General features: G+C 62.0%; 12 protein-coding genes and 1 pseudogene. 4 read left to right on the top strand and 9 right to left on the bottom strand.

From position 1 onward, the window contains the following. Window positions 1-541 precede the first annotated feature (541 nt). Window positions 542-2059 (top strand): winged helix-turn-helix domain-containing protein, encoded by a 1518-nt coding sequence (locus tag EN859_RS32755; RefSeq protein ID WP_127856673.1) that lies wholly within the window; start codon window positions 542-544, stop codon window positions 2057-2059. Here the strand turns inward: EN859_RS32755 and EN859_RS32750 are convergent. From EN859_RS32750 to EN859_RS32730, 5 genes are all read right to left on the bottom strand, one after another. Then, complete coding sequence (locus EN859_RS32750) at window positions 2056-2364, bottom strand: hypothetical protein (RefSeq protein ID WP_127856674.1); 309 nt, start codon at window positions 2362-2364, stop codon at window positions 2056-2058. The two genes, EN859_RS32755 and EN859_RS32750, sit on opposite strands and share 4 nt — an antisense overlap. A gap of 473 nt (window positions 2365-2837) precedes the next feature. Then, complete coding sequence (locus EN859_RS32745) at window positions 2838-5939, bottom strand: efflux RND transporter permease subunit (RefSeq protein ID WP_281015656.1); 3102 nt, start codon at window positions 5937-5939, stop codon at window positions 2838-2840. Between the two features lie 115 nt (window positions 5940-6054). Then, complete coding sequence (locus EN859_RS32740; RefSeq protein WP_245525823.1) at window positions 6055-7623, bottom strand: FAD-dependent monooxygenase; 1569 nt, start codon at window positions 7621-7623, stop codon at window positions 6055-6057. Between the two features lie 2 nt (window positions 7624-7625). Beyond that, window positions 7626-8765 carry an efflux RND transporter periplasmic adaptor subunit gene (locus EN859_RS32735; protein ID WP_127856676.1) on the bottom strand — a complete coding sequence of 380 codons (1140 nt, stop codon included), beginning with the start codon at window positions 8763-8765 and terminating at the stop codon, window positions 7626-7628. Window positions 8766-9566: 801 nt separating this feature from the next. Beyond that, on the bottom strand, window positions 9567-9758 hold the full coding sequence (locus tag EN859_RS32730) for a hypothetical protein (RefSeq protein WP_127856677.1): 192 nt from the start codon (window positions 9756-9758) through the stop codon (window positions 9567-9569). A gap of 550 nt (window positions 9759-10308) precedes the next feature. Here EN859_RS32730 and EN859_RS32725 point away from each other — a divergent pair. The 3 genes from EN859_RS32725 (at window position 10309) to EN859_RS32710 (ending at window position 11831) form a co-directional block, all read left to right on the top strand. Then, window positions 10309-10494: a hypothetical protein gene (locus tag EN859_RS32725; protein ID WP_127856678.1), complete on the top strand. Its 186-nt coding sequence runs from the start codon at window positions 10309-10311 to the stop codon at window positions 10492-10494. Between the two features lie 132 nt (window positions 10495-10626). Next, complete coding sequence (locus EN859_RS32720) at window positions 10627-10851, top strand: hypothetical protein (RefSeq protein ID WP_127856679.1); 225 nt, start codon at window positions 10627-10629, stop codon at window positions 10849-10851. 803 nt (window positions 10852-11654) lie between these two features. Further along, a complete protein-coding gene (locus EN859_RS32710) occupies window positions 11655-11831 on the top strand; it encodes a hypothetical protein (RefSeq protein ID WP_245525822.1) in 177 nt (58 codons plus the stop codon). On the opposite strand, the gene EN859_RS32705 is transcribed toward EN859_RS32710, so the two are convergent. The 4 genes and pseudogenes from EN859_RS32705 to EN859_RS32685 form a co-directional block, all read right to left on the bottom strand. Beyond that, window positions 11828-12055, bottom strand: coding sequence for a hypothetical protein (locus tag EN859_RS32705; protein ID WP_127856680.1), 228 nt, complete (start codon window positions 12053-12055; stop codon window positions 11828-11830). The genes EN859_RS32710 and EN859_RS32705 overlap by 4 nt on opposite strands. Window positions 12056-12266: 211 nt before the next feature. Further along, complete coding sequence (locus EN859_RS32695) at window positions 12267-12587, bottom strand: hypothetical protein (RefSeq protein WP_127856681.1); 321 nt, start codon at window positions 12585-12587, stop codon at window positions 12267-12269. Window positions 12588-12805: 218 nt separating this feature from the next. After that, a pseudogene (locus EN859_RS32690) lies at window positions 12806-13039 on the bottom strand (ribbon-helix-helix protein, CopG family). Window positions 13040-13098: 59 nt separating this feature from the next. Next, window positions 13099-13407 (bottom strand): DUF2934 domain-containing protein, encoded by a 309-nt coding sequence (locus EN859_RS32685; RefSeq protein ID WP_127856682.1) that lies wholly within the window; start codon window positions 13405-13407, stop codon window positions 13099-13101. Window positions 13408-13511: the final 104 nt, after the last annotated feature.

Genomic DNA, 13511 nt, shown 5'->3' with positions numbered 1-13511 from the left:
CTCTTCAAGGGCCGCATCGCAATGCGCACAGCCATCGCCAGCCCGTCGAGCTACGCCTGCCCACCCACCAAGCCAATCGGTGCGGTCACAATGGACCAAGCCGAACCGTCAAATCCCCATAGACTCAGAACCGAGATCTCCACCCCGCGGGTTCCTTCCCTGGAGGCTTCCGGACGCCGGCCTCGGAGCCACGCCATCTCAGTAGAGGGCCGGCATCCGAAACCCATCACAATAAGAGCCGTAGAGATCAGCTTTGCCGTTGCCCGGAAGCAGACATTTCAGGCGACGATGCTTAGGTAGTGGTTCCCTTGGAACGCACGACACGCTGCAGACGCTCACCTCGCAGAGCTCCATCTGCGCCCAAATCTGCAGGGTGATGACAATGCTGGCGCGGCGAGCTGTTGATGATCCGGCTGGTTTCTGACGAGCGCCGAAAGCCAGTTTGATCGCAATTGCGGAGTAGGCAATAATGCGCTTCGACCATGCCGCGTCGGATGGGTCCGGCGCGGCGTATGCGCGGTGTCCCGGAAGGGGTGTCCCGATGATTACGGCGGCGGCCGATCAGGTCTTCCGGTTTGGCGGGTTCACGCTCGACCTGGCCATGGGAACGCTGCGCGGCGTTAACGAGCCGCTATTCCTGCGTCCGAAAGCGTACGCAGTGCTTTCGCATCTCGCCCGCAATATGGGGCGCGTCGTTCCGAAATCGGAATTGATGGATGTGGTGTGGCCGGGCGTTTACGTCACCGAGGATTCGCTTACCCAGTCGATCCGCGAAATCCGCAAAGTGCTTGGCGACGACATGGTGCGCACGGTCTCCAAACGCGGCTACATGCTTGCCGCCGAGGCCGAGGCGGCGCCCGAGATCGGCGCGCAGCCGGTGGTGGCGGTGGTGCGTTTCCGCAACGAAAGTGGCGATCCGGCCGACGAGGCGGTCGTCGACGGCTTTGCCGAGGATGTCATCAACGGGCTGGCGCGCTTCGGCACGATCACCGTGCTGGCGCGCAATTCGAGTTTTTCCTTCGCCTCCTTTGGACGTACAGAATGGCCCGAGATCCGCGCCCGCATGGGCGCCGATTATCTGGTCGAGGGTTCGCTCCGCCGGAAGGGCGAGCATGTCGTGACGGCGGTCAACCTCATCGATACCGCGACGGCCAGTCAGCTCTGGGGCGACCGCTACCAGTCGCAAGGAACAGGCCTGTTCGCGATCGAGCAGGAGATCGTCGAGCAGATTGTCGGTAGGCTGGTCACGCGGGTCAACAATGCCGGCCTGCAGCAGGCGTCGCGCAAGCCGGTCACCAGCCTTGCCGCCTACGAGCTGGCGCTGCGTGGCTTTGCGCTCCTGCGCGATCCTGCCCAGACCGACCAGCGAGGTGCGGAGGCTTTGTTCGAGGCGGCGATCGCCAAGGACCCGACCTATGGCCTGGCCTACACCTACCTCGCCTTGGCCCGCGCATTGGATGGGGAATTCGGGCGTGCCAGCGACGCGGTGCTGGAAAGCGCGCGCAACCTTGCCGACAAGGGTCTTTCGCTGTCACCGGACCAGGCGACCGGCCATCGGGTGCAGTCGCTGGTGCGGCTCTATATGCGCCAACACGAGGCGGCGGAACACCACATGCGTATCGCGCTGCAGCTCAACCCCTACGACGCCGACAGCATCGAGCAGATGGGCATGCTGCTCACCATGCGTGGGCGCCCGCTCGACGCTCTGACCTGGCTGGCGCGCGGTATACGCATCGACCCCTTGCACCCGCACTGGTACCAGTTCGACCGCGCGCTGGCGCTATACATGGTGGGAGAATATCGACCCGCCGCCGAGGCGTTGGAACTGGCCACGCGTCCGGCGCCGTGGATCCGGACGCGACTGGCCGCCTGTTACGCCCAGATGGGCGACATGGAGCGGGCGAGGCAGCAGATCGCCCTCATTGACGAGGGCGATCGGTTTTCGCCGGTGGATTATGCACTGCGCGGTGTCCCGTTCGAAAACCAGGCCGACGCGGATCATCTCGCCGAAGGCGTCATGCTTGCCCTTGGCGCGAAGGCTGTGCCTGGGGCCAGTTAATCGACGACGATGACGATATAGCGGCCTTGATAAGCCCGATAATAGGTGTCGCCACAACGCCAGACAGGGAAGCCGTTGATTTTGGTACGGACGCAGCCTGCCGGCAGCGCGGCAACCCAGCCTGCGGTATGCTTACGTGCGATCCCTGCAGCACTGCGGGGCGTCCAGGGCTGGCCGACACGGGCCTCGGCCTGGCTGACCAGCGACAAGGCCGCGACGGTACCGCCGATGATCTCGAAGGCTGCGAGGCCGATAGCGGCCGCAGTGGCGATCGCTCCAATCTTCTTCATAGATTTCGTAGGCATTATCTCTCTCCTGATGGGTTCGAAGTCTGGTGGGATGGCGCGGCAAGCCGGGCAGCGCCCGCCAATGCCGCGAGGTGGGCAACCACGAACAGCCACGTGCCGCGGTTGTCGCGTAACCGACGATCAGCACGTCGGCGGCGATGAAGAACTGCCCAGAACAAAAGGTTTGCCGTTCCGAGCAGTGCGTGAACGGCCGCCAGGAAGCCAAGCCAGTTCACGGAATAGGCAATGCCACATGGTCAGCCCGATGCTGAGGGTAAGGCCGTGCGCCTGATGAAGCCGATACCGGCGCGCTGGCGCGAGAAGGGTGGCCTCGGCACCGCGCCCGACCAAGGCGAGGATTAGAAAACGGGCGTTGAGGCGGATGGGAGGATTTCCGAAAGCGGGGGGTCATGCCCATTCTTTCAATTCGATATTGCAGGCTGCTGCCATGGCGGTCCTCCGCCGTGGCGTTTGCCGGGATGCCCAACGCCTCAGGCGGCGAGTGGCTGCGGTTCGGCGACAGGTTTGACCGGCTCAGTCGCCGGGATGGTTTGCGCCGGTGCTTTGATGCCGAACCACGCGACATAGAGGGTCGGCAGGAAGATCAGTGTCAGCACGGTCGCCACCATCAGGCCGCCCATCACCGCATAGGCCATCGGGCCCCAGAACACCGTTGGCGCGATCGGGATCATGCCGAGGATGGCCGCCGCAGCCGTCAGCGAAATCGGCCGCAGCCGGTGTGCAGTGGCACTGATCACCGCCGACCATGGCTCCTCACCGGAGGCGATATGCTGGTCGATCTGCGTGATCAGGATGACCGAGTTGCGGATGACCATGCCGATCAGCGACATCACACCGAGGATGGCGACGAAACCCATCGGTGCTCCCGACATCAGCAGCGCACCGGCGACGCCGATCAGCGCCAGCGGAGCGGTGAGCAGCACCAGCACCAGACGCTGGAAGCTCATCAGCTGGATCATCAGCACCGTCGCCATGATGAAAAGCATCAACGGGAAGACCACGAAGATGCTGGCCTGCGCCTTGGCGCTGTCCTCCATGACGCCGCCCTGTTCGACACTGTAGCGGGCCGGCAATTCCGCCTTGAAGGCTTTGATCGCGCTGTCGAGGTTGCGCACCACGGAGGCGGGCTCGATGGCGGGCACGACGTCGGCTTGGACAGTTACCGTCGGCATGCGGCCCCGGCGCCAGATCAGCGGCGGCTCGGTCTGGTAGGACAGCGTCGCGACCTGGTCGAGTGGTACGCGCCGTCCGCCCGACGCGCTGATCGTCAGCATGCGCAACGTGTCAATGTCGGCGCGTTCCGACTGCACGGCGCGGGCCACGACGTCGACGAGATAGGTGTTGTCGCGCATCTGCGTGATCTTCGAGCCGGACAAAATCGAGTTGATCGTGTCGGCAAGCTGCTGCGTGGAGATGCCCAGCGCACGCGCCCTGTCCTGGTCGACCTCGACCTTGATAACCTTGGCTGGCTCGTTCCAGTCGTAATTGATGTTGCGAACGGCGGCATCGCTGCCCAACACCTGCGCGAACTGCAGCGCCAGGCTTCGCGTCCTGTTCGGGTCCGGTCCGCTGACGCGGAACTTTAGCGGCCAGCCGACCGGCGGTCCGAGCTCGAGCGGCGTGACGCGGGTCATGACGTCGTCGAAGCCGTGCGAGAGCGACTTTTCCAGCCGATCGATCACGGCCTGGCGCACGGCGTGGCCCTTAGTCACGACTACCGCCTGGGCGAAGAAGTCGTTGGCGAGCTGGGCGTCGAGAGGCAGGTAAAAGCGGACCGCACCCTGGCCGACATAGAAGCTCCAGTGGTCGATATCGGGATCGGCCGCGAGCAGCTTTTCGACACGGGCCACAACTTCGCCGGTCGCATTGATTGACGCCGTCTGTGGCAAGGTTAGGTCGACCATGACTTCTGGTCGGTCGGACTTCGGAAAGAACTCCTGCCCGACAAAGCCCATGGCCACCACTGAGAGCGCGAACAGACCAGCGGTCGCCGACAGCACCAGCCATTTCGCCCGCATCGCCGTTTTAAGCAGCGTTTGGAAGCCGCGCGCCAGGCGCGACGGCTGGTGGCTGTCATGGCCTTTGATGCGCTCGGGCAGCAAGACGACGCCGGTCAGCGGCGTGAACAGCACCGCCACGATCCAGGAGACGACCAGCGCTATGCCGACGACAGCGAAAAGCGAGAAGCAGTATTCGCCGGCGCCGCTCTTGGCGAAGCCGACTGGCACGAAGCCGGCGATCGTCACCAGCGTGCCGGTCAGCATTGGGAAAGCGGTCGAGGTGTAGGCATAGGTCGCGGCCGAGATTTTGTCGTAGCCTTCCTCCATGCGCGAGATCATCATTTCGACCGCGATCATGGCGTCATCGACCAAGAGGCCGAGCGCGATGATCAGCGCGCCGAGCGAAATGCGCTGCAGCGAAATGCCGAAATAGTCCATGGTGACGAAGGTGATCGCCAGCACCAGCGGGATGGCGACGGCCACCACGATGCCCGGGCGCCAGCCAAGCGCCAGGAAACTTACAGCAAGCACGATGGCGATGGCTTCACCGAGACTCTTGGTAAACTCGCCGACTGATTCCTCCACCACGTGCGACTGGTCGGCGACCAGGCCGAGTTCGACGCCGAGCGGCAGCTCCGGGGTCATCTCGCGCATCTTCTCCTTGACATTCTCGCCGAGCGCCAGCGCGTCGCCGCCCGAGGTCATCGATATTGCGATGCCGAGAGCCGGCTGGCCGTTGAAGCGGAACATCGGCTGCGGCGGATCCGAATAGGCGCGCTTCACCTCCGCCACGTCGCCCAGCCTGAAATAATGGCCGTTGGCATAGAAGTTGATTGCCTTCAGGCTCTCCTCCGAGGTGAACTCCCCGGAGACACGGATGGCGATACGTTCGGGGCCAGCATCGACCGTGCCGCTCGGCGTCAGCGCGTTCTGCGCCTGCAGCGCCTGCGACAGTGTGCCGACGTCGAGCCCAAGCGCGGCCACCTTCTGCGTCGAGAATTCGAGATAGATCTTCTCGTCCTGCTGGCCGACGAGCTCGACCTTGGCGACATCCGGAACCGTCAGCAGCCCAGCGCGCAGGCTGGTGGCCAGATCCTTCAGCTCGCGATGGCTGATGCCGTCGGACGTGAGGGCATAAATCAGCGAATAGGTGTCGCCGAACTCGTCATTGTAAAAGGGACCCTGGACGCCGGAAGGCATCGTCGGCTTGATGTCGTCAAGCTTCTTGCGCACTTGGTACCAGAGCGGCTGCACCTGGTCGGCGGCGACCGTGTCCTTCAGGTTCACGAACACCACGGATTCGCCTGGCTTGGTGTAGCTCTTGACGTAGTCGAGGTTGGGAAGCTCCTCGAGCTTCTTCTCGATGCGGTCGGTGATCTGCTCGACCGTGTCGCTGGTCATGGCGCCCGGCCACAATGTCTTGACCACCATAGTCTTAATGGTGAAGGGCGGATCCTCTTCGCGGCCAAGGCCGGTATACGCAAACATGCCGGCGAGCGCGGCCGCAATCATTAGGTAGATGACGAAGCTCTTGTGGCGCAGGGCCCATTCGGAAAGGTTGAAGCTGGTCATGATGCAACTCCTTTTCGCGGTGCGCGAAAGCGCGCTCCGCCGGCGGCTGCCGGCTGGCGAAAACAATAACGGGTGGGTTCAGTCAGCCCCCGCCGCTCGGCGGCGGCGGTGGGATTCAGGCCAGGCTGTGCATGGTGCCAGGCACGCGGTAGGGCGCACGCTTGGCAGTTCTCGGCCGGATGGCAAGCCCCGCGAGATAGCGCTGTAAGGCCGCCGCCTCCTGGACAGGCGAGGCGAGCGCGACATGGCCGTCCGGCCGTACCAGATAGGCGGCGTCGCGCTGGAGACCCGCTTTTTCGGCTGCTTCCGACCAAGGGAAAGCATGGATCGGGATGCCGCTCGGCGCGACCATCGCCCGGAAGTCGACACTGACGTCCCCATAGACGTGGACTTGCCAGTCCAGCGACCGCAGCGCTTCGAAATTGTCGCCCCTTGCGCTCAGGACATAGGGCAGGCGGTCGCCGCCGCTGACTTTGCCCGCCATGCCCGAGCTGATCGGCCCGGCGCGATACTGGATCGCCGCCTGCGAGATCACGCTGAAGAAGGCGCGCGAGCCGAACGACGTGTGCAGAGCAATGCTCAGGATCTTCGGCATCAGGTAGCGCCGGAACAGGCCGACAAGCCGCGAGCGGCTGGTCGCGATGCGGAACGCCTGGTCGGTGCTTTCGATCAGCTTTCGCGCGAAGGCGATGCGCTCCGGCTCGTAGCTGTCGAGCAGTCGGGGATCGGCGCGGCCCTGCACCACGGCGGCCAGCTTCCAGGCAAGGTTCACCGCGTCGCCCATGCCGGTGTTCATGCCCTGGCCGCCGGCCGGGCTGTGAATATGGCCGGCATCGCCGCAGAGGAACACGCGGCCGACGCGGAAGCGCTCGGCAACGCGATGGTGGACTCGGTAGGTCGAGAACCAGTTGACCTCGTCGACTATGACGCCGGTGTCGCGCTCGATGTCGGCGCGGATCGCCTCGAAGGTGATCGTCTCGTCGGCCTCATGCGCCTTCGGCACGATGCCGATCAACCTGACCGAGCCCGACTGCCTGACCGGCATGACGATGGCGAAGCCGTAGGCGCTGACCGTCGTGTCCATACCGTTGCGGGTGATTTCGCCGCGGCCCTTCACGTCGGCAACGTAGAACGACTGTTCGTAGGTGCCTCCGGGAAACCCGATGTTCAGTCCATGGCGCACGGTGCTGCGGGCGCCGTCGCAGCCTGCGAGATAGGCCGCACTGACGGTTTCGGTTCGGCTACCATTGCTCAGCGTGGCGATGACCGCTTCGCCTTTGTCCTGGAATGTGACGAGCTCCGTTCCGCGCTCGACCTGGACGCCGGCGCGCTCCAGATGGGTGATCAGCACGCGTTCGTGGATGTCCTGGGGCAGTGCGAAAGCAAAGGAATAGGGGCTGATGCCGCGGCCAAAATCCGATAGCGGCAGTCTTGCCGCGACGCCGGCGGGCGTGTGCACGGTGAGCTGCTCCAGTCGAATGCCTTCGGCAAGGACATCCTCGACGATGCCGATCTGGCGGTGGAACTCCAGCGTGCGCGCCTGGACGGCAAGCGCCCGCGAGGTTTCGCCGGGCGCCGCGGCCTTGTCGAAGATGCGCACCGGGACGCCGAGCTTGGTCAGCCAGAGCGCGAGCGTCAGCCCGCTCGGACCGGCGCCGGCAATCAGGACCTTTGTCTTTGACATGGTCATTTTTCCTCTCCCTGCACGGTACGAACTTTTTCGTGTTCCCGCAGCCGATTGACGCCGGCGGTGACGACCAGATCGCTTTGGCCAAGCCCGTCGCTGACAAAGACGCGATCGGTCTCGTAGCGAGCCACGACGACGGGCCTCAGTTCCACGGCCGATGCGGCGGTGACCACCCACACCGCCGGCTTGCCGTCCTTGTCGAACAGCGCGCTGCCCGGCAGCACCACGACGGGTGCGCTGCCCATCTCGGCGCGGCCGGCGACGCTCGCGCCGAAGCGCAACTCATCGGGCGCATTCTCGAGCGAGACTTTCACCTGAAAGGTGCGGGTGGCGGCATCGGCCATCGGCGCGATCTCACGGATGGTGCCGACCGCCGTGATCGCAGGATTGCTGAGCAGCGAGACCGTGACCTGCGGCGGCCGCTGTGTATCGGGCGTATTGGCGAAGGCCGCCTCCGCGATCGAGAACACCGCATCGCGGCTGTTCGGATCGGCAACCCGCACCACCATCTGTCCGACATTCACGGACTGGCCGGCTTCGGCGCCGGTCGCAGTGACGATTCCGTCGAAATCCGCATGCAGTTCCGTGTAGCCGAGCTGGTCCTTGGCCATCTCGAAGGCGATGTTCGCCGATTTGAGCTTCGCCTGAGCCGACCGCAGATTCTTCAGCGTCGCGTCATAATTGGCGCGCGTGGTGAAACCTTTGGCGAGCAGCGCACTGAGGCGGGCTTCGGCGGCAATTGCTTCCACCAGCACAGCCTGTGCCGCCGCGACATCGGCCTCGGCGCTGCTCAGCCGGTTGCGATAGTCCTGATTGTCGACGCGGGCGAGCACCTCGCCCTTCTTCACCGTCGAGCCAATCTCGGCGATGCGCTGTATCAGCTTGCCGGACACGCGGAAGCCGAGGTCGCTTTCGAGCCTTGGCTGTATCTCGCCGATGGCGGTACGGGTGTTGGCGACAGCGGCAGGGGCGACCGAAATCGCCTTGACCAGCTTTGTGTCCGGAGTGCGCGGCGCGTCGCTCGAAGCTTCGCTTCTGGCGCCATTCCAGACCATAGCGGCGCCGCAGGCCAGAGCCGCGGCCGATCCGGCGAGAAAGCGGCGCCGTAGCGTTCGGTTGTGAATCAGTGCAGTAAGCATGCTGTCTCCATGACCAATGGTTGCGGCCGCGCTTGGAAGAAGGACGCGGCAGGCTAAAACCCTGCTGGCTGTGAAGAAAACCGGTATTTTTGGTTGCCTTCCGCCGGCCCGGATGTCTTGCTATTTCGGGCTCACGAAATCCCGATCGGTTTATGAAAATTTTCTGATGTTTGCCTGAGAACCGGTTCGCTTCCTTGGCGACAAGTCGATGCCGTAACCAAAGCTTTCGCGAGGAGATGTATCGACCGAGCGACGGAGCTCTTCCACAAGGCTGGTGTCGCGGATTATTGACGTACGCAGAACTTTTGCGACGCTTTTGAAGATCCGGTTTCGGCGCAAAGCGTCGGCACTACGCTGGATGGTAGGGTCGGCTTTCTAGCCCAATCATCCAGAAAGCTGACCCTCCGCTTCCGGCCCCATAGGCGGCCGAGCAGCAATGCGCCTCTGAGCAGTCGTTCCACCCGGCCATTCAGTGCATCTTCCAAATCGTTGGCACCAAGACTTAGCCGCGGCCGATTAGGCCGTGAACCCATAAACCGGGAACGATCGAGGTTGGTGGGTTTTGGATGTCTTCTATCGGGCTGCCGGTTGGACGAAATCGATCACGCCGCTTCCATCCACGTAGTGGATCATGCCTGCTTCGACGGTTTCGACCATGACGCCTGAGGACACGGCGCCTATGGCGCCGCGACGTCGGCCTCGCTATCCCGCGCTTCCACCAATGCCACAGCGGCAGCGGAGCGCATTAGACGCAGAGAAGCAGCGCATCGATTGCGCGGCATTCGGTAGATGAGCCTACCGCTATTCGGTCTTCGGTGGCTCTTCTTTTTTGATCGTCTGAGTGTCCGCGGCTGTGAACGTTTCGACGCTCGCCGTCTTCGTTTGTGCGTCGACTGATGCCGATGCCTGAACTTTAGAATGGCCGGGGCATTCCGCATATGCGTCGGATATGGATAGGCCCAGCGCGGCGGCTATTGCGAGGAAGGTCTTCATCTTCTTTCCCCTTCGTTGCTGACGCTACGTAACCCATCTAGCACCGGGCACAAAATCACGTTTGTGCCTCAGTGCTGGACGGGGACGCCGGTCCTAAGGCTGGTGGCCGTCAACTTGCGGACACCCCACCGGGGGCGTCGAAGGACCTGGCGCAATCGCTTTTCGGATACCGCGTCGGCCCCGAAAGCGCACATTTTTCCAATTGAAAATATGAGGGTCAACATTTGGGATCGAAAGGAACTGAAAATGATGCAAGTGTACGGGGTTGTGAGAGGGCTCTGGAGAGGTCGTCAAACACCGTGTCCATGCCGAGATTTTAGATCGGAACGCGGCGAATGTGAATCCCAGCTTCAAGGTGTTATCGCACCAGTGCCGCGCGACCGCTAATTTAGGCCGGGCCACCTATCTCTTCGGTCGTCCCCGATTGCACCCGGGGGGCGTGCTGTCGTCTAATCCCCCGCTCAGAAATTTCTATGAAACATTCGTGATCACTAGTGGAACCATTCCCTCGGGAGCGGGTTGCGCCTGATGCCGTAGGGAAACCCCATACATGGCGAAGCGTGACAGAGCCGGGCAGAAGCCTGTTGCCGAAGCCGTTCGGGAGTTGATCGGCACCGAAGACAATCGTCTTCACTTACACAAGCTGTTGAGGCTGGCAGTCGTGTCAGAACTGACGCCAACCCTAGAGTCGTTGCTTGAGTCGATCGATCGGGCCAGACAGGAAGAAAGCCCCTGACTGCCAGCTCACAGGGCTGCCCGATTCCTGACCCCAAGTAACCCATTTTGGTGCGGTTTTTACCAAAATTGATTCGTCTCGCTGCGGCAAAACAGGTTAAAATGATCGCTTCGGAGGGTCGGGAAGGATCAGATGGGCAGCGTCCACGGCGTTGATCCGATTGCCACGGCAGAGCAGGTAGTTATCCTGCTGCTCGACACACCGGCGCATCCCTATATCGTCTCGGTCAAGGCGGCGATGAAACAGGCTCGGGAAACTGCACCGAATTTGCTGGTATCCGACGAAGAGCTAACCGAGGCGATTGTCAATGTCGCGACGGCGTTGGACCTATTCGTTGCTTTTGACAGTCGAGAATAGATAGCGCTCCGGCTCAATTCCCGTGTCGTCATGGCTCAGCGGCACATGACGTTTTGAGGCATGGTGAAGGACCTCGCCAAGGTTCCGCATGTCGATCTCCTGTCCGCAAACCCCGGGCAGATCATGAATTGCTCCGTTTCAGGTAGGCAGCCTGACTGTACGGAAATTGCCAACTGTGATGAAAACTCTGGACCGCCCCTTTCAGGTCATTATTTTATTTGAATGCCGCCGGGCGATCCCCCTCACCGGTGGCCAGTCGAAAGGCCCATCCCGGGGTCGCTCCCTGAGATGGGCCGCTGCATATACGCGGGTTAAGACACCCATCTTCAGGTCGAAAACCTGACTGAATCTCAAACAGTCCAGGACTACGATTCAGGTCGATCCAAGCCCCCTTGGATCAGAGGGCGGTAGCCCGGTTCTGCTGCCCAAGAAGCCCGCTGGCTCCCGGTCGGCGGGCTTTTTGCTCCGTCTTGAAACTTTTAGAGACCGCCAATATTTGCCGTTCCCGTATCTGTTGAAGATCGGCCGATCGGCCCGCGCTTTCCGCGAGAGACGGGCGGGCTTTCATTTTCAAGGAACTCATGTTTTCTCGCCGACCCCGGCATGTTGCATTGCGCGGCGGCGCCTTGGGTTCCGTGCCTTGCTGTTTCCGCTCCCGTTGGACCCCGGGCCCGAGAGCTTGGTCATCGTCCCGGCAACGCCTTTGCGGCTTCGGTCAGAGTCGCCCGATTGTTGCCGTGCTTTCGGATCAGCTCGCGCACCTGCTCCGGCGTGGAAGTGCCTTTGTCAGCGCAAATCGTGAGATGAGGGAACGACTCTGGAAACGCGTCGAGGAACACGCCGGCCCGGCGCCCAAGGACATGAAGAAACGGCCAGCGACACAGTGGGTCAAGCGGGGCATCAAAGCCCGCGTGAGGCACCTCCGTGGTGAGGAAGACCTTCGCCACGCTTCGCTGCAGGACTTCTGGGACGAGAACTAGTTCACCGGCCCAGTAGTGCTCCATGGTACCCAAGGCGCGCTCTTCCCAGTGACTTCCTTCACGGTCTGTAGAAGCGTTTGATTCAGCGCCACCAGTGCCCTGTGATGATCGCTGCTGGGCGAGATGAGCGGGCGGGTGATTGTCTTGTGAAGCCTCTCGGCATCCGCCAGAAAGCGCTCGATGTCAGCTTGCGAAAGCTGCTTGGAATGTTTGTGCCTGGCCATGTTGACTCTCCGTGTTGGAGTGGATCGCCGCAACCTTGTCATAGGAACATATTCCTATCCATCTCGCAAGCGGACTCGCGAAAACTCCCGGACGAACTGATGACGATGTGGAAGATCGGCCGCGATGTCGGTAACCTGAGAAACAACCGGCCCGATCTGCGACCGGTGAAGGACGATTTGTTCGACCTATAAGTGCGGGTGGTAGGGAAAATTACTGGCAAGGATGCTGCAACCGGTATTCGAGCAGCAGGCTCATGATCTGGTCAGCTTTGGTGTGGCGAGCCTGCGCTGCTAGCTTCACTAGGTCAGAGACCTTCAAGTGCTCCAAGAAGGTCAGAAGCGAGTAGAGCTGTGGATTGCACCCGATGACCACAGCTTCTGCAATTTGATCGGCAGGTTCACACAGGTCCTTGAATTTCACCATCCCATCCGTGAGACAGGTGTCGTAAGCTTCTCTGCTTGATTTGCCGTCGGCGCCGGCGGTGCCAACAGATACTATGACGAGTGCGATTGCTGTCCCGACACTTTGCATCTCAAGCCTCCCAAGCCCATAGGCAGGCAATGAACTTCACAGCATGCAGCTGCGCCCCCCGCAAGGACGCGCTTGATGATTTCAGCAAGTAGAACGGTGGCCGGCACCATTGAGGGGGGTGCCTGAGAGGCGCCGGCCTGGCGGAACCCGGGTCTCCCGCCGCAAGAATAGTGGCACGGATTGCAAGGCCGGTAATTGCGTGATCGCGGAAGGCTGCGTCAGGCGTTCCCGTCTGTCCCGCTTTCCTCATCGATCGTTCGGACTGGCAGATAGGCATTTGTTTCCAGCCATTCGCGCAGCACGATCTGAATGAGGTCGGACCTGCCGATTCCCATTTCAGCCGCAATGGAATCAAGCGCGTCTGCGGTAGCCGCCTCCAGCGGTATCGCCAGGAACGTTCCTAAGCATCAATGCAGCGCGAAGTAGAATGATTTGCAGATCGCGCGCGAAATGTCCGCAGACTGACCGCACCACGCCGTCTCAAGACGAAACTCGGCCTTGCATGGGGTTCCTACTTACTGAAATTCCGTTGCCCTGCAGCCAAACTCCGCGCGGCCTCTTCGATCGCTGCGCGGTCATTGCCAAGCCGGTCGATAAGGCCTTGGGCTTGCTCGGGCGTTATACCGGTGCGCATCGCCAGTGCTTCGACCGTCAAAACGTCTGAGCTGGCGATCTCGCGGGTTTTGGGCAGAGCGTCCTCTCTATCGATTTCCGCTTCTGCTTGAAGCCACTGGCGCTGATCCACGCCATGGACGCCGCCCTCTCGTTCCCAAATTTCGTAAGCTCGTTGCTGAATTTTTTCGTGCCGATTGTCGCCCATGTTGATTCCTCCGTGGGGGGTCTTCCCTCAACGCGGAGTGGGTCGGAATGATCCAGCAGCGGAATGGAGATTTCGGACGGAGCGACAAAGCGGGGAGGGAAAGT

The organism is Mesorhizobium sp. M00.F.Ca.ET.216.01.1.1 (genome assembly GCF_004010325.2).
In the GTDB taxonomy this organism is placed as follows: domain Bacteria; phylum Pseudomonadota; class Alphaproteobacteria; order Rhizobiales; family Rhizobiaceae; genus Mesorhizobium.
This window is presented reverse-complemented; position numbering and strand designations above follow the sequence as displayed.

What these genes read in the sequence shown, in the direction of transcription:
- EN859_RS32755 (WP_127856673.1), top strand. Translation starts at nt 542, where the DNA reads ATGATTACGGCGGCGGCCGATCAGGTCTTCCGGTTTGGCGGGTTCACG.
- EN859_RS32685 (WP_127856682.1), bottom strand. Translation starts at nt 13,407, where the DNA reads ATGGGCGACAATCGGCACGAAAAAATTCAGCAACGAGCTTACGAAATT.
- EN859_RS32745 (WP_281015656.1), bottom strand. Translation starts at nt 5,939, where the DNA reads ATGACCAGCTTCAACCTTTCCGAATGGGCCCTGCGCCACAAGAGCTTC.
- EN859_RS32740 (WP_245525823.1), bottom strand. Translation starts at nt 7,623, where the DNA reads ATGTCAAAGACAAAGGTCCTGATTGCCGGCGCCGGTCCGAGCGGGCTG.
- EN859_RS32730 (WP_127856677.1), bottom strand. Translation starts at nt 9,758, where the DNA reads ATGAAGACCTTCCTCGCAATAGCCGCCGCGCTGGGCCTATCCATATCC.
- EN859_RS32705 (WP_127856680.1), bottom strand. Translation starts at nt 12,055, where the DNA reads ATGGCCAGGCACAAACATTCCAAGCAGCTTTCGCAAGCTGACATCGAG.
- EN859_RS32725 (WP_127856678.1), top strand. Translation starts at nt 10,309, where the DNA reads ATGGCGAAGCGTGACAGAGCCGGGCAGAAGCCTGTTGCCGAAGCCGTT.
- EN859_RS32720 (WP_127856679.1), top strand. Translation starts at nt 10,627, where the DNA reads ATGGGCAGCGTCCACGGCGTTGATCCGATTGCCACGGCAGAGCAGGTA.
- EN859_RS32695 (WP_127856681.1), bottom strand. Translation starts at nt 12,587, where the DNA reads ATGCAAAGTGTCGGGACAGCAATCGCACTCGTCATAGTATCTGTTGGC.
- EN859_RS32710 (WP_245525822.1), top strand. Translation starts at nt 11,655, where the DNA reads ATGAGGGAACGACTCTGGAAACGCGTCGAGGAACACGCCGGCCCGGCG.
- EN859_RS32735 (WP_127856676.1), bottom strand. Translation starts at nt 8,765, where the DNA reads ATGCTTACTGCACTGATTCACAACCGAACGCTACGGCGCCGCTTTCTC.
- EN859_RS32750 (WP_127856674.1), bottom strand. Translation starts at nt 2,364, where the DNA reads ATGCCTACGAAATCTATGAAGAAGATTGGAGCGATCGCCACTGCGGCC.